Source organism: Allobosea sp. NPDC003192 (assembly GCF_050275675.1).
Classification (GTDB): domain Bacteria; phylum Pseudomonadota; class Alphaproteobacteria; order Rhizobiales; family Beijerinckiaceae; genus Allobosea.
In genome coordinates, this window is record NZ_JBNNPK010000002.1 from 15,902 (window position 1) to 40,453 (window position 24,552).

27 protein-coding genes are annotated in these 24,552 nt (G+C 65.6%); 18 read left to right on the forward strand and 9 right to left on the reverse strand.

Features of this window, described 5'->3' with window-relative positions; all coding sequences use genetic code 11:
* Nucleotides 1-58: 58 nt before the first annotated feature.
* The gene (locus tag ACQKLX_RS02805) at nt 59-646 is read right to left on the reverse strand and encodes a hypothetical protein (RefSeq protein ID WP_427359318.1); all 588 of its coding nucleotides are present in this window, start codon (nt 644-646) and stop codon (nt 59-61) included.
* 211 nt (nt 647-857) lie between these two features.
* On the opposite strand from ACQKLX_RS02805, the gene rpsU reads away from it, so the two are divergent.
* From rpsU to ACQKLX_RS02830, 5 genes are all read left to right on the forward strand, one after another.
* Nucleotides 858-1,121: a 30S ribosomal protein S21 gene (rpsU, locus tag ACQKLX_RS02810; protein WP_110489825.1), complete on the forward strand. Its 264-nt coding sequence runs from the start codon at nt 858-860 to the stop codon at nt 1,119-1,121.
* A gap of 82 nt (nt 1,122-1,203) precedes the next feature.
* Nucleotides 1,204-1,578 (forward strand): DUF6481 family protein, encoded by a 375-nt coding sequence (locus ACQKLX_RS02815; RefSeq protein WP_427359320.1) that lies wholly within the window; start codon nt 1,204-1,206, stop codon nt 1,576-1,578.
* A gap of 279 nt (nt 1,579-1,857) precedes the next feature.
* Nucleotides 1,858-2,973: a TRAP transporter substrate-binding protein gene (locus ACQKLX_RS02820; protein WP_427359322.1), complete on the forward strand. Its 1,116-nt coding sequence runs from the start codon at nt 1,858-1,860 to the stop codon at nt 2,971-2,973.
* 87 nt (nt 2,974-3,060) lie between these two features.
* Nucleotides 3,061-3,648, forward strand: coding sequence for a TRAP transporter small permease subunit (locus ACQKLX_RS02825; RefSeq protein ID WP_427359324.1), 588 nt, complete (start codon nt 3,061-3,063; stop codon nt 3,646-3,648).
* Entirely contained in the window at nt 3,648-4,979 is a 1,332-nt protein-coding gene (locus ACQKLX_RS02830) for a TRAP transporter large permease (protein ID WP_427359325.1), read from the forward strand. The genes ACQKLX_RS02825 and ACQKLX_RS02830 overlap by 1 nt, the downstream gene beginning before the upstream one ends.
* 3 nt (nt 4,980-4,982) lie before the next feature.
* On the opposite strand, the gene ACQKLX_RS02835 is transcribed toward ACQKLX_RS02830, so the two are convergent.
* Complete coding sequence (locus ACQKLX_RS02835; RefSeq protein ID WP_427359327.1) at nt 4,983-5,510, reverse strand: hypothetical protein; 528 nt, start codon at nt 5,508-5,510, stop codon at nt 4,983-4,985.
* Between the two features lie 199 nt (nt 5,511-5,709).
* On the opposite strand from ACQKLX_RS02835, the gene ACQKLX_RS02840 reads away from it, so the two are divergent.
* The gene (locus ACQKLX_RS02840; protein ID WP_244543549.1) at nt 5,710-6,027 is read left to right on the forward strand and encodes a hypothetical protein; all 318 of its coding nucleotides are present in this window, start codon (nt 5,710-5,712) and stop codon (nt 6,025-6,027) included.
* 85 nt (nt 6,028-6,112) lie between these two features.
* On the opposite strand, the gene ACQKLX_RS02845 is transcribed toward ACQKLX_RS02840, so the two are convergent.
* Nucleotides 6,113-7,537, reverse strand: coding sequence for a M20 family metallopeptidase (locus tag ACQKLX_RS02845; RefSeq protein ID WP_427359330.1), 1,425 nt, complete (start codon nt 7,535-7,537; stop codon nt 6,113-6,115).
* Nucleotides 7,538-7,680: 143 nt separating this feature from the next.
* On the opposite strand from ACQKLX_RS02845, the gene ACQKLX_RS02850 reads away from it, so the two are divergent.
* Together ACQKLX_RS02850 and ACQKLX_RS02855 are read left to right on the forward strand one after the other, a co-directional pair.
* A complete protein-coding gene (locus ACQKLX_RS02850; RefSeq protein WP_427359332.1) occupies nt 7,681-8,835 on the forward strand; it encodes a glycosyltransferase family 4 protein in 1,155 nt (384 codons plus the stop codon).
* Nucleotides 8,832-9,503 (forward strand): class I SAM-dependent methyltransferase, encoded by a 672-nt coding sequence (locus ACQKLX_RS02855; protein WP_427359334.1) that lies wholly within the window; start codon nt 8,832-8,834, stop codon nt 9,501-9,503. Before ACQKLX_RS02850 ends, ACQKLX_RS02855 begins: the two co-directional genes overlap by 4 nt.
* 17 nt (nt 9,504-9,520) lie before the next feature.
* On the opposite strand, the gene ACQKLX_RS02860 is transcribed toward ACQKLX_RS02855, so the two are convergent.
* The gene (locus tag ACQKLX_RS02860; protein ID WP_291672164.1) at nt 9,521-9,736 is read right to left on the reverse strand and encodes a DUF1059 domain-containing protein; all 216 of its coding nucleotides are present in this window, start codon (nt 9,734-9,736) and stop codon (nt 9,521-9,523) included.
* A gap of 406 nt (nt 9,737-10,142) precedes the next feature.
* Between ACQKLX_RS02860 and ACQKLX_RS02865 the strand changes: the two genes are divergently transcribed.
* Complete coding sequence (locus ACQKLX_RS02865) at nt 10,143-10,832, forward strand: hypothetical protein (protein ID WP_427359335.1); 690 nt, start codon at nt 10,143-10,145, stop codon at nt 10,830-10,832.
* Nucleotides 10,833-10,949: 117 nt separating this feature from the next.
* Here the strand turns inward: ACQKLX_RS02865 and ACQKLX_RS02870 are convergent, their stop codons facing one another.
* A complete protein-coding gene (locus ACQKLX_RS02870) occupies nt 10,950-12,017 on the reverse strand; it encodes a patatin-like phospholipase family protein (RefSeq protein WP_427359336.1) in 1,068 nt (355 codons plus the stop codon).
* The gene (locus ACQKLX_RS02875) at nt 12,014-12,799 is read right to left on the reverse strand and encodes a 3-hydroxybutyrate dehydrogenase (RefSeq protein WP_427359338.1); all 786 of its coding nucleotides are present in this window, start codon (nt 12,797-12,799) and stop codon (nt 12,014-12,016) included. The genes ACQKLX_RS02870 and ACQKLX_RS02875 overlap by 4 nt, the downstream gene beginning before the upstream one ends.
* 117 nt (nt 12,800-12,916) lie before the next feature.
* Between ACQKLX_RS02875 and ACQKLX_RS02880 the strand changes: the two genes are divergently transcribed.
* From ACQKLX_RS02880 to ACQKLX_RS02890, 3 genes are all read left to right on the forward strand, one after another.
* Nucleotides 12,917-13,480, forward strand: a complete 564-nt coding sequence (locus ACQKLX_RS02880) for a transcriptional repressor (protein WP_427359339.1) — start codon at nt 12,917-12,919, stop codon at nt 13,478-13,480.
* A gap of 150 nt (nt 13,481-13,630) precedes the next feature.
* Nucleotides 13,631-14,908 (forward strand): flavodoxin-dependent (E)-4-hydroxy-3-methylbut-2-enyl-diphosphate synthase, encoded by a 1,278-nt coding sequence (gene ispG / locus ACQKLX_RS02885; protein ID WP_427359341.1) that lies wholly within the window; start codon nt 13,631-13,633, stop codon nt 14,906-14,908.
* Nucleotides 14,909-15,069: 161 nt separating this feature from the next.
* Nucleotides 15,070-17,055, forward strand: a complete 1,986-nt coding sequence (locus ACQKLX_RS02890) for a potassium transporter Kup (protein WP_427359343.1) — start codon at nt 15,070-15,072, stop codon at nt 17,053-17,055.
* A gap of 161 nt (nt 17,056-17,216) precedes the next feature.
* Here ACQKLX_RS02890 and ACQKLX_RS02895 read toward each other — a convergent pair whose 3' ends face one another.
* The gene (locus ACQKLX_RS02895; protein WP_427359345.1) at nt 17,217-18,170 is read right to left on the reverse strand and encodes a polyprenyl synthetase family protein; all 954 of its coding nucleotides are present in this window, start codon (nt 18,168-18,170) and stop codon (nt 17,217-17,219) included.
* Nucleotides 18,171-18,270: 100 nt separating this feature from the next.
* On the opposite strand from ACQKLX_RS02895, the gene mtgA reads away from it, so the two are divergent.
* Together mtgA and rpmF are read left to right on the forward strand one after the other, a co-directional pair.
* Nucleotides 18,271-18,975 (forward strand): monofunctional biosynthetic peptidoglycan transglycosylase, encoded by a 705-nt coding sequence (gene mtgA / locus ACQKLX_RS02900; protein ID WP_427359347.1) that lies wholly within the window; start codon nt 18,271-18,273, stop codon nt 18,973-18,975.
* 139 nt (nt 18,976-19,114) lie between these two features.
* Nucleotides 19,115-19,300: a 50S ribosomal protein L32 gene (gene rpmF, locus ACQKLX_RS02905; RefSeq protein WP_057189713.1), complete on the forward strand. Its 186-nt coding sequence runs from the start codon at nt 19,115-19,117 to the stop codon at nt 19,298-19,300.
* A gap of 78 nt (nt 19,301-19,378) precedes the next feature.
* On the opposite strand, the gene ACQKLX_RS02910 is transcribed toward rpmF, so the two are convergent.
* Nucleotides 19,379-19,597: a hypothetical protein gene (locus ACQKLX_RS02910; RefSeq protein WP_427359349.1), complete on the reverse strand. Its 219-nt coding sequence runs from the start codon at nt 19,595-19,597 to the stop codon at nt 19,379-19,381.
* Nucleotides 19,598-19,764: 167 nt separating this feature from the next.
* On the opposite strand from ACQKLX_RS02910, the gene ACQKLX_RS02915 reads away from it, so the two are divergent.
* Nucleotides 19,765-21,459 (forward strand): EAL domain-containing protein, encoded by a 1,695-nt coding sequence (locus ACQKLX_RS02915; RefSeq protein ID WP_427359351.1) that lies wholly within the window; start codon nt 19,765-19,767, stop codon nt 21,457-21,459.
* Between the two features lie 39 nt (nt 21,460-21,498).
* On the opposite strand, the gene phaR is transcribed toward ACQKLX_RS02915, so the two are convergent.
* On the reverse strand, nt 21,499-22,074 hold the full coding sequence (gene phaR, locus ACQKLX_RS02920) for a polyhydroxyalkanoate synthesis repressor PhaR (protein ID WP_427359353.1): 576 nt from the start codon (nt 22,072-22,074) through the stop codon (nt 21,499-21,501).
* A 250-nt stretch (nt 22,075-22,324) separates the two neighbouring features.
* Here phaR and ACQKLX_RS02925 point away from each other — a divergent pair, with 250 nt between their 5' ends.
* The 3 genes from ACQKLX_RS02925 to phbB are packed head-to-tail and all read left to right on the forward strand — an operon-like array spanning nt 22,325 to nt 24,498.
* Nucleotides 22,325-23,503: an acetyl-CoA C-acetyltransferase gene (locus ACQKLX_RS02925; RefSeq protein WP_427359355.1), complete on the forward strand. Its 1,179-nt coding sequence runs from the start codon at nt 22,325-22,327 to the stop codon at nt 23,501-23,503.
* A gap of 13 nt (nt 23,504-23,516) precedes the next feature.
* Entirely contained in the window at nt 23,517-23,732 is a 216-nt protein-coding gene (locus ACQKLX_RS02930) for a DUF1737 domain-containing protein (RefSeq protein WP_427359357.1), read from the forward strand.
* A gap of 40 nt (nt 23,733-23,772) precedes the next feature.
* Nucleotides 23,773-24,498 (forward strand): acetoacetyl-CoA reductase, encoded by a 726-nt coding sequence (phbB, locus tag ACQKLX_RS02935; protein ID WP_427359358.1) that lies wholly within the window; start codon nt 23,773-23,775, stop codon nt 24,496-24,498.
* Nucleotides 24,499-24,552: the final 54 nt, after the last annotated feature.

The following is a 24,552-nucleotide window of genomic DNA, read 5'->3' on the forward strand; positions in this document are numbered from 1 at the left end:
TGGCGTTGTAAAGCAGCGCAGCTGCAATCCTGCTGCGCCTGTCGCGGCATAGATCGCTTCAGACGGGCGCGCCGAGCACCCGGACGACCCAATAGGTCTGATAGGCGATGTGGAGCAGCGCCGTTCCGAGCTGCAGCCTTTGGTTCGCCCAGAGCGAGGCGACCAGGCAGAGGCCGAGCCCGAGCGGGACCTGGACGAGATAGTCGGCGCTGTAATGGCTCCAGCGCGCCGGACCCTTCAGGGCGGTATCGACGACGTCGAGCAGGAAGGTCAGGGCGAACAGCCCGAAGAACCAGTGCCGGCGGTTGAGGAAGTAGTCCTCGTAATCGGCGTACTCGTCGAGATCGTCGGGGAACAACAGCGCGCAGAGCAGGAAGAGCGTCAGCGCGTAGGCGATCAGGAAGATGAAAGTGGCGAAGGTCAGGCTCGGCAGTCGGGACAGGGCGAACTCCCACCACCAGAACAGGGCGAGTTCGACGAGCAGGGAAAAGACCCAGAGCAGATGGATCGCCGACAGGCGGTAGCGCCTGGGATGCTGGATCAGCCTGGCGATGCCGGTGAGCAGCCGTGTGATCCCCAGACCGATCACCATGCCGATGACGATGCGGATATGCGGGAAGAGCTCGTTGACGGCTTGAGGATCCATGGCATTCGGCGTGGTCGAAAGGTGGCTCAAAGGTGCATGGCGGGCTGCTCTGTGCCAAGGGGCCGAGATCTTGCGTGCTTGCCATGCGCCGCGCGGGACACGATTGGGGGTGGCGCTGGGCGCGGAATTCTGCTACCGCGGCGCACAAATCCCAAAGGGTCGGGCATTGCCTGACCCTTTTTCCTTCCATCCTGCAAAGCTGGAGACACGGATGCAGGTTCTCGTGCGCGACAACAATGTCGATCAGGCCATTCGCGTTCTGAAGAAGAAATTGCAGCGCGAAGGCGTGTTTCGCGAGATGAAGCGTCGCGCTTCCTATGAGAAGCCGTCCGAGCAGCGCGCTCGCGAGAAGGCGGAGGCCGTGCGCCGCGCCCGCAAGCTCGCCCGCAAGCAGGCTCAGCGCGAAGGCCTCATCGCCGCGCCGAAGCCGAAGGTGCTGAAGCCCCGCGCTGCCGGCGCAGCCGCCCCGCGCTGATTTCACTACAAAACTCCCGCGAGCTGCCCTATTTGCAGCGCGCGGGCGGCATTCTCGCCCGAGCAACTCCTGAAGGCCAACCTTGAAGAACCCGAACGACCGCCATTTCACTGATCGCCAGTCCAATTCCGCGAATGCGAAGAAGGCTCTGCTTGAGCGCTTCAAGAAGCGTCCCGGGCCGGACGATCCGGTGATGATGCAGCGTCGGGCCGAGCGTGAGGCCATTGCGGTGGCGCGCGCCGAGCGCGAGGCCAAGAAGGAAGCGGAGCGCCTGGAGCTCGAGCGCATCGCCGCCATCGAGCGCGCCGCGCGCGAGGAGGCCGAGCGTCAGGCCGAGGCCGAGCGCGAGGCGCTGCGCAAGGCTGAACAGGCCAAGCGCGATGCCGAGCGGCCGCGCCGCGTCCTGCTCGAAGCCGTGCAGTACATGGAAATGCGGGTCGCCGGTAAGCGCCGCTGAACACGAATTCTCGATCGAGCTCGTTCGATCGCCGACGGCGCCGCATCCCATGCGGCGCCGTTTTTGTTTTGACGCAAGGCTTCGTCGCGCCGTTTCTTTCCGTTGCGGAATAGCACTCGTTCCATCCGGGAACAGTACTGGTTTCGCGTGCAACTAAAGTTCATAGTCCTTCCTACTTGCCATCTTCCCGTGTCGCCGAAACGGTGAAGGCTGGCGGCCAGCAGAGCCGCAAACAATGTTCGCCGGCCTCAACGGCGCCATTTCTCCGGGGAGAGAACCATGACGTCCGAAGCGACGAAGACGCGTGCCAATCGACGTAACTTCCTGAAAGTCGCCGGCCTTGCAGGCGCCGGCGCCATCGCCATGCCGCAGGTCAGCCGTGCGCAGACCGTGACCTGGAAATTCCAATCGACCTGGCCGACCAAGGACATCTTCCACGAATTTGCCGGCGACTTCGCCAAGCGGGTCAACGACATGTCCGGTGGTCGGCTGAAGATGGACGTGCTCGCCGCCGGTGCCGTCGTGCCGGCCTTCCAGATGCAGGATGCGGTCGCTGCCGGCATTCTCGACGGCGGCCACGGCGTCTCCGCCTATTGGTACGGCAAGAACAAGGCGTTCTCGCTGTTCGGCACGCCGCCGGCCCTCGGCTGGGACGCCACCAACTTCCTCGGCTGGATGAACCATGGCGGCGGCTACGATCTCTACAACGACCTCGTCCAGAACCAGCTCAAACTCAACCTGGTCGGTTTCTTCTCCGGGCCGATGCCGTGCCAGCCGCTCGGCTGGTTCAAGAAGGAGCTGAAGACCGCCGATGACTTCAAGGGGCTGAAATACCGCACCGTCGGTCTTGCCGCCGACCTGATGCGCGAGATGGGCGCGGCGGTCACCATCCTCGCCGGTGGCGAGATCGTGCCGGCGCTGGAACGCGGCGTCATCGACGGCGCCGAGTTCAACAACCCGTCCTCGGATTCGATCCTCGGCTTCCAGGACGTCGCCAAGGTCTACATGCTGCAGAGCTATCATCAGGCGGCCGAGAGCTTCGAACTGCTCTTCAACAAGACCAAGTTCGACGCGCTCTCGCCCGAGCTCAAGGCGATCGTGAAATATGCCGGCGAGTCCGCCTCGTCCGACATGAACTGGAAGGCGCTCGATCGCTATTCCAAGGATCTGGAGCTGCTGCGCTCCAAGGGCGTCAACGTCGTCGCCACGCCCGAGGCGATCCTCAAGGCGCAGCTCGCCGCTTGGGACAAGGTGCTGGAGAAGCTCGGCGCCGAGAACGCCTTCTTCAAGAAGGTGGTCGACAGCCAGAAGGACTGGGTCAAGCGCACCGTATCCTTCGAGCGGCTCAACGAGCCCTCGCGCGACCTCGCCTTCAACCACTTCTTCAAGACCTGAAGATCGCTGCCTCGCCAAGCCCGCGCCCGCCATCCCTGCGATGGCGGGCGTTCTTTGCCAATCCCGGAACAGCAGGCGACGACGCGGATGAAACTGATCCTCGCGATCGACAAGTTCAACACCGCCATCGGCAAGCTCGCTGGCTGGACGATCCTGATCCTGACGCTGGCGATCAGCTATGAGGTGTTCTCACGCTACGCGCTGCGGGCGCCGACCGAATGGGCCTTCGACGTCAGCTATATCCTCTACGGCACGCTGTTCATGCTGGCGGGACCCTATGCGCTTGCCCGCAACGCGCATGTGCGCGGCGACTTCCTCTATCGCTCATGGAGCCCGAAGACGCAGGCCAGGCTCGATCTGGCGCTCTACATCCTGTTCTTCTTTCCCGGCATCATTGCGCTGGCCTGGGCCGGCTACAAGTTCGCGGCCTTCTCCTGGATGATCAAGGAGCACTCCTCGAACTCGCCGAATGGGCCGCCGCTCTACCATTTCAAGTCGCTGATCCCGATCGCCGGCGTGCTGATGACGCTGCAGGGACTGGCCGAGGTGGCGCGCTGCGTCATCTGCCTGCGCACCGGCGAATGGCCGCCGCGGCTGCACGATGTCGAGGAAACCGAGAAGCTCATTCTCGAACAGGCCGCGCAAGCCGCGCCGGATGCGGGGAAGACGGTCTGATGCTGTTCGGTCTTTCCAATCCGGAACTGGGCGTGGTGATGCTCGTCCTGTTCATCGTCTTCATCATGCTCGGCTTCCCGATCGCCTTCACGCTGATGGCGCTCGGAGTCGGCTTTGGCTACTGGGCGATGGGCGATACCGTCTTCAGCCTCGTGGTCCAGCGCACCTATTCGGTGATGGCCAACGATGTGCTGGTCTCGATCCCGCTCTTCATCTTCATGGGTTACATCATCGAGCGGGCGAACATCCTCGACCGGCTGTTCCACTCCATCCAGCTCGCGCTCGGCAACGTTCCGGGCTCTCTCGCCATTGCCACATTGGCGACCTGCGCGATCTTCGCGACCGCGACCGGCATCGTCGGCGCGGTGGTGACGCTGATGGGGCTGCTCGCCTTCCCGGCGATGCTGCGGGCCGGCTACGACGTCAAGCTCTCGGCCGGCGTGGTCTGCGCCGGCGGCTGCCTCGGCATCCTGATCCCGCCCTCGGTGATGCTGATCCTCTACGGCGCGACCGCCGGCGTCTCGGTGCCGAAGCTCTATGCCGGCGCGCTCTTCCCCGGCCTGCTGCTCGCCGGCATGTACATGCTCTATGTGCTGATCCGCTGCTGGCTCAACCCGGCACTCGCGCCGAAGCTGCCGAAGGAGCAGACCGACGTGCCGTGGACGACGGTTCTCTGGGCGCTCGTCACCAGCTTCTTCCCGCTCACCATCCTGATCATGTCGGTGCTCGGCTGCATCTTCTTCGGGCTGGCGACGCCAACGGAAGCGGCCGCTGTCGGCTCGCTCGGGAGTCTCATCCTCGCCGCCGCCTATCGTTCGCTCACCTTCGGCAAGGTCAAGGAATCGGTGATCCTGACGGCGCGGACCTCGGCCATGGTCTGCTGGCTCTTCGTGGGATCCTTCATCTTCTCGTCGATCTTCGCCATCCTCGGCGGGCACGAGCCGATCAAGAACCTGGTCACGGCGCTCAACCTGTCGCCGACCATGTTCCTGATCGTGGCGCAGCTGATCATCTTTGTGCTCGGCTGGCCGCTGGAATGGACCGAGATCATCGTGATCTTCGTGCCGATCTTCCTGCCGCTGCTGGAGTTCTTCAAGATCGACCCGCTGTTCTTCGGCATCCTGATCGCCCTGAACATCCAGACCTCGTTCCTGTCGCCGCCGGTGGCGATGGCGCCCTTCTACCTGAAGGGGATCGCGCCGCCGCATGTCACCATCAACCAGATCTTCTCCGGGGTGATGCCCTATCTGGCGATCGTGCTGTTCGCGATGGTCCTGGTCTATGGCTTCCCGGGCATTGCGCTCTGGCTGCCGAAATATCTCTACGGCTAGCGTTCAGTCCTCGGACCGGGTGTCCTGGCCGCAGCGGAAGCCTGCCGCCTTCTCATCTGCGAGGCGGCGGGCCGCGGCATTGGCGTCCGGCTTGCGGGCGTCGACGCTGCCGATGATGCAGGACGAGCCATCCGGCGCAAGCCGATAGATCACGAGCCTGCTGCCGTCGAGCTTGCCGACGCGCGCGCCGGTGGCGTAGCGCAGGATCGCCGCCTGCGGCCGGCCGCCCTTCGGCCCGCGCCATTCGATCGTCCGGCCAGCTTCGAAGAAGGAGGCCTTGTCGGAGATCGTCTCCTGCGCTGCTTTCGTGCCGAACTCGACCGCGGATGAATCGTCGCCGGCCGTCCAGACCACGGTGATGCCCGCCTTGCCCGGGCAGCGATGGACCGAGACGGGGTCGCCATTGCCCTTGTCCTTGCGGCATTTGGCGTAGTCATGAGTCGTGTAGCTGCTGACCCATTGCTCGGCCCGGAGCGGCGCAGCCAACATGGTTGCGAAGCCGATGGCGAGAGCGAGCCGAGCGATCGTCATGGCGCAGTTTCTCCGTGCAAGGACGACCGATCCGACGACATCCGGCGCCGCTCGGCAAGCTGCCGCGTGCCGGTGCGAATGGGAACCTGACGGCTTTTCGGGAATTTTTTATGCGACCCACGCGATTCCGGTCCTGCGACCGACAAGCTTGCTGCATGGCGAACCGTTCGCCACCCGGCTACCAAATCGGAGAACGAACATGACCCGCACCAAGAAGAGCTTCGCTGCCGCCCTTGCCGCCCTTGCGATCGGCGCTTCCGTTTTCGCCACCTCTGATGCCGAGGCCCGCCCGCGCTATCGCGGCGCTGCGATCGGCGCCGGCATCGTCGGTGCGCTCGCCCTCGGTGCCCTCGCCGCCGGCGCGGCCAGCGGCCCGGCCTATGGCTACTATGACGGCGGCTATGCCCCGGCTTACGCCTACGGCCCCGGCCCGGTTCGCCGCTGCCACCTCGTCGACAACGTCAACTACTACGGCGAATACGTCGGCACCCGCCGCGTCTGCCGCACCTATTACTGAGTTTCGAGTTCCCCAAAGGGCCTTCCTCCCCGGCCCGAAATCCTTGCCCGCCGGTTCGCCCGGCGGGCTTTTTTTGTGCCGGGGCTCAGCCGCCGGTCGACATGGTCAGCGGCGGCTTCACCTCGGCCGGGACCGGCGAGGTATAGCCGCCATCGGCAGCGACGCGCTTCTGGAAGTCGGCCTTGGCGGCGGCCATCAGCGCGGGATCGGTCAGGACCGCCGCGCCGGTCGCGGCCATGGCCTTGGCGACCTGGACCATCGCCTTGTGCGCCGCCGGCATCTTGCCCTGCGCCACCACCTGCCAGGTGTGGAAGGGCGTGCCGATCGCGACCGTCGGCGCATGGGCCTGCACGGTCGGGACGACCCAGCTGACATCGCCGACATCGGTCGATCCGATCGCCGGATTGCGCGGCGAATCGAGCGGCACGGTGAAGTCGGCAAGCTCGGCATCGGTCTTCGATACGCCGATGGCGCGCCAGACGGCGTCGATGTCCTTCTGCGACAGGGTCGCGCGGATCTGGCGGGCGAACTCCCTGTCGGCGTCGTCGAAATGCGGCGGGCCGAGATCTTCCATGATGCCCTGCAACGCCTGCTCCAGCGGGCCGTTGCCGACGACGTTGGAGACGGCGGAGACGATCTTCATCTCCATCGTCGTCTCGGTCATCAGAGCGGCACCTTCGGCGATCTTCTTGACGCGCCCGACCAGCTCGAGCATCCCCGGCAGGTCGCGGGCGCGGATCGAATAGCGCACGCGGGCATGGGCCTGGACGACATTGGGAGCGATGCCGCCGGTGTCGAGCAGGGCGTAGTGGACGCGGGCGTCGCTCGGCATGTGCTCACGCATGTAGTTGACGCCGACGCTCATCAACTCGACGGCGTCGAGGGCGCTGCGGCCGAGCTCGGGGGAGGCAGCGGCGTGCGAGGCGCGGCCGGTGAAGACGAAGTCGGCGCGGGTGTTGGCGAGCGAGAGCGGCGGGGTGACCTCCCAGAAGCTGCTCGGATGCCAGGAGATGGCGATGTCGGCGTCCTTGAAGGCGCCGGCGCGGACCATGAAGGCCTTGGCGGCGCCGCCCTCTTCGGCCGGACAGCCATAATAGCGGACGCGGCCGGGCAGCTTGTTCTCGGCGAGCCAGTTCTTCATCGCGGTCGCCGCCAGCAGCGCGGCCGAGCCGAGCAGGTTGTGTCCGCAGCCATGGCCGTGGCCGCCGGTTTCGATCTCGCTGTGCTTGGCGACGCCGGATTCCTGGCTGAGCCCCGGCAGTGCGTCGTATTCGCCGAGGAAGGCGATGACCGGGCCGCCTTCGCCGGCTTCGCCGATCACCGCGGTCGGGATGTCGGCGACATTCTCAGTGATCCGGAAGCCCTGATGCTGGAGCTCGGCGACATGCTCGGCGACCGAGCGCTTCTCGGTGTAGCAGACCTCGGGAATGGCCCAGACCCGATCGCTGAGTTCGATGAAGCGCTCTTTGCTGGCGTCGACGTGACGCCAGAGGTCGTTGCGATTGTCCATGTTTCTTCTCGCTGGAGGAGGAAGGCTTGCCGTCTTTTCGCAAGCGCATGGCCATGCGTCCAGCAACCGCAGGGCATGGCGGCTCTGCCTCCCGGCTTTCTTATGCGCTTGCTTTTCGACGCCGCATCGGCCTGATGCGCGCCATGGCCCGCCAGAAGCTGTTGTTCGTCGCCACCGAGGACTGGTTCTTCGCTTCGCATTTCCTGCCGATGGCGCGCGCCGCGGCGGAGATGGGGCTCGATGTCGCCGTGATCGCCCGGGAACGCAATCATCGCAAGGCGATCGAGGCGACCGGCGCCAGGCTGATCGCGCTCGAGGCGGAGCGGCGCTCGCTCTCGCCGGTGGCGCTGATCAAGCAGATCCTGGCGTTGAAGCGCCTGATCGCGCGGGAGAAGCCGGACATCCTGCACTGCATCGCGCTGAAGCCGATCGCGCTCGCCGGCCTCGCCGGACGGCTGGCTAGCGTCGACCGGCGTGTCTATGCGTTGACCGGGCTAGGCTTCCTCGGAGCGCGCGAAGGCGGGCTCGCCGATGCGGCGCGGCTGGCAGCCAAGCTCTGGCTGCGTGAGGCGATCGACGGGCCGCAGGTGCGTTTCCTGTTCGAGAACCCCGACGATCCACTGACGCTTGGGCTCGATCCGGCCGATGCAGGGAAGGTCGCCATCGTCGGCGGCGCGGGCGTCGATCCGCTGATTCTGATGCCCGAGCCGATGCCGCCGCAGCCGCCGCTCAAGGTCGCGCTCGTCGCCCGCATGCTCTGGTCGAAGGGCGTCGACCTTGCGGTCGAGGCGGTGACCTTGGCGCGCAAGCAGGGTGCGCGCGTCGAATTGACCCTGCATGGCGCGCCCGATCCGTCCAATCCCAAGGCGGTGCCGGAGGCGACCTTGCGCGAATGGTCGGCGCGGCCGGGGATCACCTGGGCCGGGCCGACACGCGACATCGAGGGCGTCTGGCGGGAGCACCATGTCTGCTGCCTGCCCTCGCGCGGCGGCGAGGGCCTGCCGCGGACCTTGCTGGAAGGCGCCGCCTGCGGGCGGGCGCTGCTGACGACCGACGTGCCGGGCTGCCGTTCCTTCGTCCGCACCGGCCAGGACGGCTTCGTCGTTCCAGCGAACGACATCGCCGCATTGGCGCAGGCGCTGGTGACGCTCGCCGCCTCGCCCGGGCAGGTCGAGCGCATGGGGGCCAGTGCGCGTGAGCGCCTGCTCGCAGGCTATACCGAGCGCGACGTCATGGACGGGGTGAAGGCGCTCTATCGCTCGCTGCTCGGCCAGCGCCAGGCGGATCTGGTCGCGTGAGCGAGGTTAGCGCGACGCTGGACCGGCTCGCCTTCATCCGCGCCCATACGCGGCTTCTGCCGGTGCCGCATGCGCCGGAGATTTCGCTTCATGTCGCCGAAGAGGCGACAGAGCTCTGGCAGAAGACCGAGGACGAGCTGGCGACGATCGGCCTGCCGCCGCCCTTCTGGGCCTTTGCCTGGGCCGGCGGCCAGGCGCTGGCGCGCTATATCCTTGACCATCCCGAGATGGCGCGGGCTAAGCGCGTGCTCGATTTCGCCAGCGGCTCCGGGCTCGTCGCCATCGCCGCGGCGAAGGCGGGGGCGGCAGAGGTGATCGCGGCCGATATCGATGCCTTCGCTGCCGCCGCGATCGGCCTCAATGCTAGGGCGAACGGCGTCTCGATCGAAGCCCGGCTCGATGACCTCCTCGGCTTCGACCAGGGCTGGGACGTCATCCTCGCCGGCGACATCTGCTATGAGCGCGAATTGGCGGGGCAGGTGATCGACTGGCTCTCAACGCTGTCGCAGCGCGGCGCGACCGTGCTGATCGGCGATCCCGGCCGCAGCTATCTGCCCAAGGACCGGCTCAGCGAGGTCGCGACCTATCAGGTCCCGGTGACGCGGGCGCTGGAGGACGCCGAGATCAAGAAGAGCTCGGTGTGGCGGCTGGCAGGCGAGGGGCGGTAGGCCGCGGAGGCTCTCGCTCAGGCGGCCCGGCTCGGCGCCTTCTCCGGGGGTATGCCGTCCTTGATGACGCTCTTGAGCATGTCCCGCAATTCGGGGGTATCCTGATGCCCGTGAACCTTGACGGCATGCTGGACGGCGGCCTCCAGCAATTCGCCCTCGCTATCGGCGCCGATCGCGATCGAGCAGTTCATCTCGCTCGGGAATTCACGGCAGTCGATGAATTTGCGTCCCATGGCATCCTCCCGATTGGAAGATCAGGTGCCCCTCACATCAAAGGGCTGCCTGGCTCACAATACGCCCGGGCGCGATTGCCGCAAAAGCGATATGCGGCCCGACGATGGCGGCGGGTGTGACTATTCGGTCTATCGGCGTCGGTGGCGCGGGCGCTGGAGGGTGCCGAGATCAAGAAGAGCTTGGTGTGGAGGCTAAGAGCGGAGGGCTTTAGGCAGTTTGTCGGCGCGTGCGGCTGCAATGGATGAGGAGCCGAAATTGGCCATTGGCTGAGAACCGGGTATTCGGCATGCGCCTGCCGGGGCCATGTGAAGCGAGTAGAGCTGTAAAAAGGATTCTCTTGGTCATAGGGCACTGCTCCCGACATAATGGCAGCATGCCGTCGGGCTCTGGCTTGCGGAGGTAGCTATGACCGATATCGATAGAATCTCTGAATGGCTATCGGACGTTTTTGACAAGGCTTTGCCAAGTATCGATAATAATGAAAAACATACTGCTCAGATTTTGTGCTTCATCGTTTTATTTCACGCAAAAACGGAAATTGAATCGCGAGCTAATCATTTAAAAGCTCAGCAATGTCTTCTTGCATTGGAATTTTTTAGATCATTTGGACGAAATTTTCGACAAATTAGCGACAATAGATTTATTGAGATGGCATATATGGCGAGTGCAGTTTTGGATGAATCCGGCATCGATAAGAGTGATTATATTTCGATGATCGTCCGTAGATTAATTTCGCAGATCGGATTCGATAGAGCTAAGGCATTATTGAAGATAGTCAAAGATCACGTCGATAACCTATTATCTTATAGTCCAAGAGATGAATACGATGGGTGGCGGGCGGTAAATTACATGATCAGCGGCGAGAATTATATCGGTGCGAAGATGAAAGTGGATGAACAAAAAATCCTGAGAGACAAACTCAAGGCATTCATAGAAGAAAGGGAGATAGAGAAGATCGTTCTCATCGGCAAGTCGTTGCCGAATTTCGGTAGCCTTGTGATCTCACCTGGTTCCGCTCGCGCAAGCTTCGGGAGCGGAGGTGGCAGCGTTAGCTTGGTCGGCGACAAATTGTCGGTGATATTGCCGAGTTCGTGAGGGTAGGCTGCTGAACGCGGCAACGTTTCGTTTCGGCTATCGAGGGCAAGCGACTCGGGCGGAATTCCCAAAAGGGCAAGATGAGTCGGAGGCGAACTCGTTATTGTCACGATCGCCCTACGAAATCGCCTCCTTCAGATCCAACGTCCCCTGCGTACCGATCGCCTCGTAATTCCGCTTCAGCCAGCGCTTGGCGGCGGTGCGGCCGAGATCGCGCAGGCTGAGCAGGAAATTCCATTCGGAGTTGAGGCGCGAGGAGGAGGTCAGCTGCGCCAGTGGCAAGCCGCCATCGATGCGATGCATCAGCACGCGCTTGTAGTCGCCGGTCGAGAGCTTGCCATCGTCGACCAGACGGTTGACGAAGTCGATGGCGCGCAATTCGCGCAGGAGCGAGGCGTTGAAGGTGATCTCGTTCAGCCGGTCCTGGATCGCCCTCGCATTGGTCGGCAATTCGCGGCGTTCGAGCGGGTTGATCTGGACGAGCATGATGTCGTCGCCGGCGGCCTCGTAGAACAGCGGGAAGAGCGGCGGATTGCCCATATAGCCGCCGTCCCAATAGGCCTCGCCATCGATCTCGACCGCCTGGAACAGCATCGGCAGGCAGGCCGAGGCCATCAGATGGTCGGCGGTCAGCTCCTGGCGTGTGAAGATCCTGATCTTGCCGGTGCGGACATTGGTCGCCGAGATGAAGAGATTGACGTCGGCGCAGCCCTGGACCTTGCCGAAGTCGATCAGGTCGGCGATCACGCCGCGCAGCGGATTGATGTTGAGCGGGTTGACGTCATAGGGGCTCGCTACCTTCGACAGCAATTCGAACCAGATCAGTCCCGGCGGGCGCCCATCCGTCCAGGCGCCGAGCATGGTGTCGAGCAGCGAGCGCTCGGAGCCGCCATATTTGCCGTCGACGCTGATCCGGCGCCAGAAATTCTCCAATGCCGTACGGGCGCCGTCGATGCCGCCGTCGAGCCAGCCTTCGGTCAGCACCACCGCATTCATCGCGCCGGCGCTGGCGCCGGTGATCGCCTCGATGGCGATGCGGCCATCGGCGAGGATCTCGTCGAGCACGCCCCAGGTGAAGGCGCCATGCGCGCCCCCGCCCTGAAGCGCGAGGTTGACCGATTTCTCGGCCTTCGGCCCCGCCAGCCCTTTGACCTGGGGGACGCGGCTGCGCTTGCGGCCGGTCACGCGGCGGTCCAGCCGCCATCCATCGGCAGGGTGGTGCCGGTGATCGACTTGGCTGAATCGGTGCAGAGGAAGACGGCGAGCGCCGCGACCTGCTCGACGGTGACGAATTCCTTGGTCGGCTGGGCCAGCAGCAGCACGTCGTTGATGACCTGCTCCTTGGTCAGGCCGCGCGCCTTCATCGTGTCGGGGATCTGCTTTTCGACCAGGGGCGTCCAGACATAGCCCGGCGCGATCGCGTTGACGGTGATGCCGTGGGTCGCGACCTCGAGCGCCACCGTCTTGGTGAAGCCGGCAATGCCGTGCTTGGCCGAGACATAGGCCGATTTGAACGGCGAGGCGACGAAGGCGTGGGCGGATGCCGTGTTGATGATGCGGCCCCAGCCCCTCGCCTTCATCTTCGGCAAAGCGGCGCGGGTGGTGTGGAAGGCCGAGGTCAGGTTGATCGCGATGATCTGGTCCCATTTCTCGATCGGGAACTCGTCGACGGGCGCGACATGCTGGATGCCGGCATTGTTGACGAGGATGTCGATCGCGCCGAACTCCTTCTCGGCCTCGGCGATCATGGCGGCGATCTCGTCCGGCTTCATCATGTTGGCGGCGGAGTAGCGTGCCTTGACCTTGAAGTCGGTCTCGATGCCGGCGCGCTCCTTCTCGATCGCGTCGGCATCGCCGAAGCCGTTGATCACGACATTGGCGCCTTCGGCGGCGAGCGCGCGGGCGTAGGCGAGGCCGATGCCGGAGGTGGAGCCGGTGACGAGGGCGGTGCGATCTTTGAGGAACATGGGGCGGCTCCTGACATTTGGCCTGAGAACGCTTAACTTACCGGCGAAAGCTGGCATTGCGCCAGCGAGGGAGCGTCGGTCACCAGGACGGTGCCCGATGTGCTATTGCAACGCAACATGACGAAAATGCAGCCTGCGAGCGACGCCCATCATCACGATCACGAGCATGGTCTGTGCCAGCACGCGCACGACCATTCCCGCCATGCCGCCGCGGGTCTGGCGCGGGCCGAGAAGGTCTGCCGCGAGCGTGGCCTGCGGCTCACGCCGATCAGGCGCAAGGCGCTGGAGGCGCTCTATGCCGACCACAAGCCGGTCGGCGCCTATGACCTTGCCGACCGGATCTCGCCGCCGGGCGGACGCCGGCTAGCGCCGATCTCGATCTATCGGGCGCTCGACTTCCTGGTCGAGCAGGGCTTCGTGCACCGCCTGAGCTCGCGCAACGCCTTCATCGCCTGCCCGCACGGCCATGGCGCCAACGAGGCGGTCGCCTTCCTGATCTGCGAAATCTGCGGCGGCGTCGACGAGGATGCCTCACCGGCGATGCGCCAGGCGATCAGGGGCATGGCCGAGGGCAGGCGCTTCCAGACCTCCTATCAGGTGGTCGAGATCGTCGGCCGCTGCGAGCATTGTCGCGACGCTGGAGCCCGTTCCGACCAGCTTGCACTGCAAGCTGGTCGGTAAAACGGTCTCCATCTTAAAGTGGGAGACGGATTCACCGATCAGGTTGGTTCAACCTGATCGGATCCGGCTCCTGGACGGCTTGACGATCACCGAGCAAGGGCGCAGTGCAGCCGCGACGAGCCGCTGCCGGCGAAGGATCCGGACCATTCCATGAGCGACCAGCCGCTGACCTGCCTGCCCGAAGGGCCTGAAGCCGCGCCGGCGCCGCGCAAGCGCACCGTGCCGGTGATGGTCGGCCATGTGCAGGTCGGAGGTGGTGCGCCGATCGTCGTGCAGTCGATGACCAATACCGACACCGCCGATATTCCGGCGACGGTCGGACAGGTCGCGGCGCTGGCGCGCGCCGGCTCGGAGCTGGTGCGGATCACGGTCGACCGTGACGAGGCGGCGGCGGCCGTGCCGCATATCCGCGAGCGGCTCGACATCCTCGGCATCGACGTGCCGCTGGTCGGCGACTTCCACTATATCGGCCACAAGCTGCTGACCGACCATCCGGCGTGCGCAGAGGCGCTGGCGAAGTACCGGATCAACCCCGGCAATGTCGGCTTCAAGGACAAGAAGGACAAGCAGTTCAGCCAGATCGTCGAGCTTGCGATCAGGCACGGCAAGAGCGTGCGGATCGGCGCCAACTGGGGCTCGCTCGACCAGGAATTGCTGACCTCGCTGATGGACATCAACGCCGCCGCCGCCAAGCCGCTCGACGCGCGCGCGGTGATGCGCGAGGCGATGGTGCAGTCGGCCCTGCTCTCGGCCGAGCGGGCCGAGGAGATCGGCCTCGGCAAGGACAGGATCATCCTCTCGGCCAAGGTCTCGGGCGTGCAGGACCTGATCGCGGTCTATCGCATGCTGGCGGAGCGCGGCGACTACGCCATCCATCTCGGCCTGACCGAGGCCGGCATGGGCTCGAAAGGGCTCGTCGCCTCCTCGGCGGCGCTCGGGGTGCTGCTGCAGGACGGGATCGGCGACACCATCCGCTTCTCGCTGACGCCGGAGCCTGGCGGCGACCGTACGCTGGAGGTGAAAGCCTCGCAGGAACTGCTGCAGACCATGGGCTTTCGCGCCTTCGTGCCGCTGGTTGCGGCCTGCCCGGGCTGCGGGCGGACGACCTCGACGGTGTTCCAGGAGCTGGCGATGGACATTCAGAGCTGGATCTCGACCTCCATGCCGGAGTGGAAGACGCGCTATCCCGGCATCGAGGCGCTCAACGTCGCGGTGATGGGCTGCATCGTCAACGGTCCCGGCGAGTCCAAGCACGCCGATATCGGCATTTCGCTGCCGGGCACGGGCGAGGCGCCGACCGCGCCGGTCTTCGTCGACGGCAAGAAGGTCGCGACCCTGCGCGGCCCTTCGATCGCGGCCGAGTTCAAGGCGATGGTCGAGGATTATGTCGAGCGGCGCTACGGCGCCCCTGCGGCCGCGGCGGAATAGGCCGTTCAACCGGTAGCGGGTCGGCTAAATCGGTTCAGCGCCGTGGCCCTACAAAATACCTCCTCCCTCCGTGGAACATGCTCTAGCGTCTTTGCCTGAAAGACATGCCGTGCTAGAGGCCCCGGCCTTTCGCTGCATTGCAGCACCCGCGGAGCGCCCTGATGGGTCATGACCAGCAGCATCCGCCGGCCTCCAAGCCGGATGGGGATCGCTTCGGGCTCGACGAGCCGGCCGGCAACGGCCACTCCACGCACAGCTATGCAGCGCTGGCCCTGGGGGCGCTCGGCGTCGTCTATGGCGATATCGGTACCAGCCCGCTCTATGCGCTGCGCGAGACGATCCTGGCCGCGACCGGCGCGGCCTCCGGCGGGCATGGCGGCAGCGCCGAAATCGTCCTGACCGGCCCGCTGCCACGCGCGGCGGTGATCGGGGTGCTCTCGCTGATCCTGTGGTCGCTCGTCGTCGTAGTGACGCTGAAATATGTCGTGCTGCTGCTGCGTGCCGACAATAACGGCGAGGGCGGCACGCTGACCCTGGTCGCGCTGGCGCAGCGCGCGCTCGGGCGCACCCGCGGCGGCATCGTGCTCTTCCTCGGCATGGCCGGCGCGGCGCTGTTCTATGGCGATGCGGTGATCACGCCGGCGATCTCGGTGCTCTCGGCGGTCGAGGGCCTGAAGCTGGTGACGCCGGTGTTCGACGACTACGTCATCACCATCGCCTCGGTGATCCTGATCGCGCTGTTCCTGGTGCAGAGCCGCGGCACAGGCAAAGTGGCGAATTTCTTCGGCCCGATCATGACGATCTGGTTTCTGACCCTGGCGGGCCTGGGCATCTACCATATCGCCGACGATCTCGGCGTCTTCGCCTCGATCAACCCTTATTACGGCGTGCGCTTCTTCTTCGATCATCCGGGGCTGTCGCTCGCGGTGCTCGGAAGCGTCTGCCTGGCCGTGACCGGAGCGGAGGCGCTCTATGCCGATATGGGCCATTTCGGCCGCGGGCCGATCCGCAGCGCCTGGATCTTCCTGGTGTTTCCGGCGCTCTGGCTCAACTATCTCGGCCAGGGCGCGCTGATCCTCGCCGACCCGACTACGATCGATAATCCGTTCTACAAGCTGGCACCGCCGGCGCTGATCCTGCCGCTGGTGATCATGGCGACGCTCGCCACCATCATCGCCAGCCAGGCGGTGATCACCGGCGCCTATTCGCTGACCCGCCAGGCGATCCAGCTTGGCCTGCTGCCGCGCCTGGAAATCCGCCACACCTCGGAGCACACCTCCGGGCAGATCTACATCCCGCGCATCAACGTGCTGCTGCTGTTCACGGTGCTGCTGCTGGTCTGGACCTTCAAGACCTCGTCCAACCTGTCGCATGCCTACGGCATCTCGGTGTTCGGCGCGATGCTGGTCGATTCGCTGCTCGCCTTCATCGTGATCTGGAAGGGTTGGCGCTGGGGCGTGGCTGCCGCTGCGGCGGTGATCCTGCCCTTCCTGATCATCGACGTCGCCTTCTTCTCGGCGAACCTGCTCAAGCTGCTCAGCGGCGGCTATGTGCCGGTGCTGTTCGCCGCTGCGCTGATCGTGCTGATGTGGACCTGGGTGCGCGGCACCAAGATCCTGTTCGACAAGACCCGCAAGACCGACGTGCCGCTGCTCGAACTGGTCGGCATGCTGACCAAAAGCCCGCCCTACCGGGTCAAGGGCATGGCGGTGTTCCTGACCAGCGACCCCGAGACCGCGCCGGCCTCGCTGCTGCACAACCTCAAGCACAACAAGGTGCTGCACGAGCGCAACGTGATCCTGACCGTGCGCTCGGCCGATACGCCGCGCGTCGCCGAGAGCGAGCGCGTCAGGCTCTCACGCATCACCGACGATTTCTGGCGCGTCGAGATGGTCTACGGCTATATGGAAAGCCCGAACGTGCCGAAGGGCCTGGCCATCCTGCGCAAGCAGGGCTTCAAGTTCGACATCATGTCGACCTCGTTCTTCCTGTCGCGCCGCTCGATCAAGGCCTCGCCGCAATCGGGCATGCCGGTCTGGCAGGACAATCTCTATATCGGCCTGACCAAGAGCGCGACCGACGCCACCAACTTCTTCCAGATCCCGACCGGCCGCGTCGTCGAGGTCGGCACGCAGGTGACGGTTTAAGGTTCCTCGTCATCCCGGGGCAGGCCGCAGGCCTGAGCCCGGAATCCATGAACATTGTCGTCGACAAGTCGAGTGCCGACGCTGAGTGCATGGTCCGGCAAGCGTCGTGGTCATGGGTTCCGGGCTCGCTGCTGCGCAGTGCGCCGGAATGACGAGTTCCTTCAGCTCTTGCGTTGCGCGGTGAACTCGGCCGCCGCGCGCAGCATCGCCGCCGCCGGCCCGAAACCGGCGAGCGCCGCGATCGCCTCCTCGCTGAGCCGGTCGCGCTCGCGCTTGGCTGCGTCGAGCCCGAGCGCCGTGACCAGCGTCGCCTTGCCCTTGGCGTCGTCCTTCGCCGTCGCCTTGCCCATCTGCTCGGGACTGGCCTCGATATCGAGAATATCGTCGGCGACCTGGAAGGCGGCGCCGAGAGCCTTGCCATAGCGTTCCAGCGCGGCCGTCTGCCTCGCGTCGGCCTGGCCGAGGCGGGCGCCGATCAGGACGCTGCCGGCAAGCAGGGCGCCGGTCTTCATCGCTTGCATCCGGCGGATCTCGGCTTCGCCGAGCTTGCTCGGAGCTCCGTCGCCGGCGAAGCGCCCTTCGGCGGCGAGGTCGAGCATCTGCCCGCCGACCATGCCGCCAAGCCCGAGCGAACGGGCGAAGAGCAGGATGATCGCGGCGCGTGTCTGCCCGTCAGGATGCGTCCTTGGATCGGCGATGACGTCGAAGGCGAGCGTCAGCAGGCCGTCGCCGGCGAGGATGGCGGTCGCCTGATCATAGGCCTTGTGCACGGTCGGCCGGCCACGGCGAGTGTCGTCGTCGTCCATGGCCGGCAGGTCGTCATGGACGAGCGAGTAGCAATGGGCGAGCTCGACGGCAGCGCCGGCGCGCAGAGCCTGTTCAACCGGCACGCCGAAGAGCTTTGCGGTCTCGACGACGAGGAAGGGGCGCAGGCGCTTGCCGCCGGCGAGGGCGCCATGGCGCATCGCCGCGAGCAACCGGGCGGGACGATGGACCTCGCCCGCCTCGGCCTTGTCCTGCAGCAATGCATCGAGCAGGGTCTCGATGGCCGCCGCCGTCTCCGAAAGGGCGCTGGCAAGCGCCGCGGCGGGGGCGGTCCGTTCCACGGAACTCATCATCATCTCTCGCGTTTGGCTGCCTGACCTGACGTACTAGTTTGGCGCGCGGGGCTTGCCGGAGGCCGCTGCGATCGTCAAGCGTGGGGGGATGACGCAGATGGCTGACAATCCGGCTCCGCGACGCGGGAGCCTCGCGGGGCGGATCGTTCGCGGGCTGGTGCGGCTGGGTTTGGCGCTGGCGATCGTCTTCGTCGCTCTTCTGCTGCTCTACCGCTTCGCGCCGGCGCCCTCGACGCTGATGCTTGGGCGCTGGCTGACCTTGCGCACGGTGGAGCGCGACTGGGTGCCGCTCGCCCAGATTTCGCCGCACCTGATCCGTGCGGTGATCGCCTCGGAGGACCAGCGCTTCTGCTCGCACAGGGGGGTCGACTGGGGCGAGCTCAACGCCGTGCTGCAGGATGAGGACGGGCCGAGCCGCGGCGCCTCGACGCTGACCATGCAGACCGCCAAGAACCTCTTCCTCTGGCCGGGCCGCTCCTATCTGCGCAAGGGGATGGAACTGCCGATGGCGCTGGCGATCGACTTCGCCTGGCCAAAGCGGCGGGTGATCGAAGTCTATCTCAACATCGCCGAATGGGGCGACGGCATCTTCGGGGCGGAAGCGGCGGCCCAGCATCATTTCGGCAAGTCGGCCTTGCGCTTGACGCCGGCAGAGGCGGCGCGGCTCGCTGGCGCGCTGCCCAATCCGATCCTGCGCAACCCTTCGCGGCCGAGCAGGGGCCTGCAGTCGGCGGCAGGGCGGGTGCAGCGACGGATGAGCCAGCTCGGGTCACTTGGTGATTGTGCGCTGCCGAGAACTTAGACTACTTTTTCCGCCCGGCGCACTAGCCAGAGCCCGCGCGAGCGTGTAAAGGCCAGCCCTCATCACGAATGTGACGTCGTCGCGACAGTGGTGCGGGTGAAATGCCCCGCCTCGCGCGAAGGCATGATGGAGAGTACCGATGGCCGTTCCGAAGAGAAAGACTTCGCCGTCGAAGCGCGGCATGCGCCGCTCGGCCGACGCGCTGAAGCAGCCCACCTATATCGAAGACAAGAACTCGGGCGAGCTGCGCCGTCCGCACCATATCGACCTGAAGTCCGGCATGTATCGCGGCCGTCAGGTGCTGAAGGCCAAGACCGAGGCCTGATATGGCGAGGCCCTTCGGGGCCCCCGTCTTCAAGACCGAAGAGCGCCGGCCGCAAGGCCGGCCTTTTTCGTTTGTGCCTCAGGCCGAGCGCAGAAACTTCAACGGCGGTCGGCGGCGCGCCATTCCCTCATAGTACCGGCGGGCGCCGATGAAGGGCGTCTCGCGGTCGCGGCCGGCGAACGGGCCGATCCCAGCCTGGCTGGCGGCGAGCTGGACGAGGAAAGCCGAAGGAACGCGCGGGGTGCGCTCGTCCTGTTCCATGGAGGCCGTCGCAGAGGGCGATTCCGTCCCGATCATCCTAGCGCTCCGAAAAAACCAGGGGTTTCGAGAGCGAATCACAGCAATCAGCGTGCCGATCTTAACCGTTCATTCACGCAAGAATATGCATCGTTTCGAGACAGATTCTTGCCCGCCGTCTCCAGAATGGGACGGTCCCCCACTCCGTCGTCCAAGGCAGCCGCACCATGTCTGCGCCGTCCCTGTTCGGTTCCCGCGACGAGAGGATCGTCGAGCCGCGCAGCCTGCTCTCCTCGATTGGCGAAGTCGCGTATAGCTGGGACATCGGTAGCGACACGCTGAGCTGGGGCCCGAACGCGGCCGAGGTGCTGGGGCCGGTGCCGGCAGCGGTGCTGGAGCGCGGTCTTGCCTTTGCCGGACTGGTCGAGCCCGGCAGTGGCCGCAGCCGCTATGATGCGATCTTCTCCTCCGGAGGGCATGATTTCGGCGACGGCGCGGTCTATCGCACGCGCTACGCCGCCGACCTCGCCGGCCGCAAGATGTGGATCGAGGACGCCGGGCGCTGGTTCGCCGGCATCGATGGCCGCCCCAGCCGTGCCCGCGGCGTGCTCAGACTGGAGCGCGCGGTGCGGCCTGAAGAGCTGATGGCGAGCGATACCGATCTCTGCGACCGCAATGCGCTGGTCGAGCGCGTCGAGGAGGCCCTGGCCGAGCATCTGCCGGCCGAGCGCCCCGTGGTCGTGCTGATCGCGGCGATCGGCGAGCTCTCGCGCCTCAACAGCGATTTCGGCCATGAGGGCACCGAAGAGATCATCGAGGAGGTCCGCCAGCGCCTGCACTCGGTGATGCGCCGGCGCGACCAGCTGATGCACTATTCCGGCAACCGCTTCGCCATCCTGCTCAGCGGCTGCCCGGCGAACCAGATCGAGGCGGCGGCGCAGCGTTTCACCAAGGCCGTGGCACGTTCGGCGGTCGAGACCTCGCGCGGGATCGCGCTGGCCCGGCTGCGTGTCGGCGCCGCGATCGCTCCGGACCTGTCCCGTCACGGCTCGGTGCTGGTCAAGGCGGCCGAGAACGCGCTCGCCGGTGCAGAAGCGATGGGTTTCGACAATGCCGTGATCGCGCGTCGGGCCATCGCGCCCGAAGCCGGTGGCGCTGCGCCGCGGCTCGATCTCGAAGCGGTCGCCGCCCTCAACGAGCGCAAGGTGAGGCTCGCCTTCCAGCCGGTGGTGACGGCGAAGGGCCGTGCGTTCGCGTTCAACGAGGCGCTGCTGCGGGTCGAGCGCCCGATGGGCGGCTTCCTCGCCGCGGCGGAACTGGTGCCGCTGCTCGAACGGCGGGGTCTGGTCAGCCTGTTCGACCATCGCGTGCTCGAGCTCGCGATGACGCATCTGGCGGAACGGCAGGACACGGTGCTGTCGATCAACGTGTCGCCGCGTACGCTGGCGGAAGCGGACTGGATCGAGGGGTTCGAGGCGAGCGCCAGGGCGAACCCGGTTGCGGCGAAGCGTCTGATCGTCGAAGTCACGGAGACGGCGACGATCGAGGATCCCGGCCGGATGGCCGAGCTGCTGACCCGGATCAAGCAGCGGGGCGCCCGGGTCGCGATCGATGATTTCGGAGCGGGGCACACCTCGCTCCGGCATCTTCGCGCTTTTCCGATCGACATCCTCAAGCTCGACGGCGCCTTCACGCAGAATCTGCGGCGTTCGACCGATGACCGCTTCTTCGTGCGGACACTGCTCGAACTGGCCCATCACCTCGGCGTGGAGACGGTTGCCGAATGGGTCGACGACGAGCTGCAGGCCTCGATGCTGTGCGATTGGGGCGTCACCTATCTGCAGGGACACCTGGTCGGGAAGGCCGAGATCAGCGCGCCAGCAGATGCAGAGCAGAACCCGCCGCTGCGCGCGGCGGGCTGAGAGATCGCTGTGATCAGCCCAGCAAGGGGCTGAGCCGCCTCACTTGCCCTTGGCCAGCTTGTCGAGCCGCTCGCGCATCTCGTTGAGCTCGCGCTTGAGGTCGCCGAGCTCGCCGTTCTCGCCCTGGGCCGGGGCTTCGCCCTTGCCTTTCGCGGCGGCGGCGGCCGCGAACGGGTTGAACAGGCGGAACGCCTCGGTGAACATCGCCATATTGGCGCGCGTCTGGGCCTGGAGCGCATCCATCGCGCCGGTGCCGAAGGCCTTGCTCATCTGCTCCCGGAACTTGTTCTGGTCCTGAGTCAGATTCTCCATCGAGAATTCGAGATAGCGCGGCACCAGCGCCTGCATGCTGTCGCCATAGAAGCGGATCAGCTGGCGCAGGAAGGCGATCGGCAGGAGGTTCTGCCCGTCCTTGCTCTCCTCCTCGAATATGATCTGGGCCAGCACCGAGCGGGTGATGTCCTCGCCGCTCTTGGCATCGTAGACGACGAAATCCTCGCCCTTGCGCACCAGCCCGGCCAGATCCTCCAGCGTCACGTAGGAGCTCGTACCCGTGTGGTATAATCGCCGATTGGCGTATTTCTTGATGACAGTCGGTTCTTTGTCGCTGGCCATCGACACCCACACGGCTAGTTGCGGCCAAGCCTCAGGGATCGGGCAAGGCCGGAGAACGGTCCCGAAAGGAACGATAACTCTTCGGCTGCTTGCTGCAAGTTTTTTGAGCGCGAGGCGAGATCGCGCCGAGTTTGCCTTGAAGATGAGCTTGGCCGCTTAGCCGTCTTGACGGCGTCGTTTCGCGCTTCGAAGGTGGGCAAGACAAGCCGTTCGGCCGTGTGGCCGGCGAGAGAACCGGAGGATGAGCCCCATGGCTGAGAATGACATCGTGATCGTCGGCGCAGCGCGCACGGCGGTCGGCTCCTTCAACGGGGCCTTCGCCAACACGCCGGCTCACGATCTCGGTTCGGCGGTGATCAAGGATGTGCTGAAGCGCGCCAAGGTCGACGCAGGTGAGGTCGACGAGGTCATCCTCGGCCAGGTGCTGACGGCGGCGCAGGGCCAGAACCCGGCCCGCAAGGCGGCGGTGGACGCCGGGGTCCCGCAGGGCGCGACCGCCTGGGGCCTCAACCAGGTATGCGGTTCGGGCCTGCGCGCGGTGGCGATCGGCATGCAGCAGATCGCCAATGGCGATGCCAGCATCATCGTCGCCGGCGGCCAGGAATCGATGTCGCTCTCGGCCCATGCCGCCCATATGCGCGCCGGCACCAAGATGGGCGATGTCAAGTTCATCGACACCATGATCAAGGACGGCTTGTGGGACATCTTCCACGGCTATCACATGGGCACCACGGCCGAGAACGTCGCGACCAAATGGCAGATCAGCCGTGAGGAGCAGGACGCCTTCGCCGTCGGTTCGCAGAACAAGGCCGAGGCGGCCAGGAAGGCCGGGCGGTTCAAGGACGAGATCGCGCCGATCACAATCTCGACGCGCAAGGGCGACATCGTCGTCGACACCGACGAATACATTCGCGACGGCGCGACGCTGGAGGCCATGGCCAAGCTCAGGCCGGCCTTCTCGAAGGACGGCACCGTGACCGCCGGCAACGCCTCTGGCATCAATGACGGCGCCGCCGCGCTCGTGCTGATGACCGCCAAAGAGGCAAGCAAGCGCGGCCTGACCCCGCTCGCCCGCATCGCCTCCTGGGCGACGGCCGGCGTCGATCCGGCGATCATGGGCTCGGGCCCGATCCCGGCGACCCGCAAGGCGCTGGAGAAGGCCGGCTGGAAGGTCGGCGACCTCGATCTGGTCGAGGCCAACGAGGCCTTCGCGGCGCAGGCGCTGGCGGTGAACAAGGATCTCGGCTGGGATCCCTCGATCGTCAACGTCAATGGCGGCGCGATCGCGATCGGCCATCCGATCGGCGCTTCGGGCGCGCGCGTGCTGGTGACGCTGCTGCACGAAATGGCCAAGCGCGACGCCAAGAAGGGGCTCGCGACGCTCTGCATCGGCGGCGGCATGGGTATCGCTCTTGCCGTGGAGCGCTGAGCCGCTTTCCGTCATGCCGAAGCAGACCACGCTCTACCGCTATCTCACCGGCCCCGATGACGCTTCGTTCTGTCATCGGGTCTCGGATGCGCTGAGCCGGGGCTGGGTGCTCTATGGGCACCCGACCCTGACCTATGACGAGAAGGTGGGGCGGGTGATCTGCGGCCAAGCGATCATCAAGGATGTGGACCGGACTTACGAGCCCGGTCTTGATCTCAGCAAAGAATAACGCGGCCTTCATAGCCGCGTCTAAGAGGGAGAAGACGACGATGGCTAAGGTTGCATTGGTGACAGGGGGCTCGCGCGGCATCGGCGCGGCGATCTCGAAAGGCCTCAAGGCGGCCGGCTACACTGTAGCGGCGAGCTATGCCGGCAATGACGAGGCTGCGGCCAAATTCACCGCAGAGACCGGCATCAAGACCTATAAATGGGACGTCTCGGACTATGAGTCCTGCGTGGCCGGGATCGCCAAGGTCGAGGCCGAGCTCGGGCCGGTCGACGTGCTCGTCAACAATGCCGGCATCACCCGCGACGGCATGTTCCACAAGATGACCAAGGAGCAGTGGGACGCCGTCATCAACACCAACCTCAACTCGCTCTTCAACATGACCCGCCCGGTCTGGGAGGGCATGCGCACGCGCAAGTTCGGCCGCGTCATCTGCATCTCGTCGATCAACGGCCAGAAGGGTCAGATGGGTCAGGTCAACTACTCGGCTGCCAAGGCCGGTGACATCGGCTTCGTCAAGGCGCTGGCGCAGGAGGGCGCGCGGGCCGGCATCACGGTGAACGCGATCTGTCCCGGCTACATCGCGACCGAGATGGTCAAGGCGATCGACCCGGCCGTGATCGAGAAGTCGATCCTGCCGCATATCCCCGTCGGGCGCCTGGGCGAGCCCGAAGAGATCGCGCGGGCCGTCGTGTTCCTGGCCAGCGACGATGCCGGCTTCATCACCGGCTCGACGCTCTCCGCCAATGGCGGCCAGTACATGGCCTGAGGCCATTCATCGGCCGATATGCGAAGGGTGGAGCCGACTGGCTCCGCCCTTTTT